1 pseudogene is annotated in these 297 nt (G+C 51.5%); it reads right to left on the bottom strand.

The features are described 5' to 3' along the window. A pseudogene (locus HBA93_RS20440) lies at positions 1-297 on the bottom strand (cytochrome d ubiquinol oxidase subunit II); the annotation flags it as partial.

Below are 297 nucleotides of genomic sequence, written 5' to 3'. Positions count from 1 at the left end.
GGCAGAATGAATGGAAACATCGCCACGCCAACCGATGTAATCACACCGAAAATCGCCAGTTTACCGAACAGCAAAGCAGTGCCGGGACGGCGTAACCACAAGGCCAGAATGACCAGAAACAGCGCAAACAGCCCCAAAGCCGGAATTGTCCAGAGAGCCGGATAACGCAGATAATTCGCAAGCCATGCGCCTTGTTCAACCACAGCAGTTTTAAAGAGCGGATTGGAAGGACCATTCGGATCAATTTCGCTCGTAATACGGTAGCCAAGACCGGATTTCCAGAGATAGAGACCAGCC

It is taken from the genome of Ochrobactrum sp. SFR4, from assembly GCF_019730395.1.
Lineage (GTDB): Bacteria > Pseudomonadota > Alphaproteobacteria > Rhizobiales > Rhizobiaceae > Pseudochrobactrum.
Note: the sequence above shows the minus strand (reverse complement) of the source record. Positions and strands in the feature narration are given on the sequence as shown.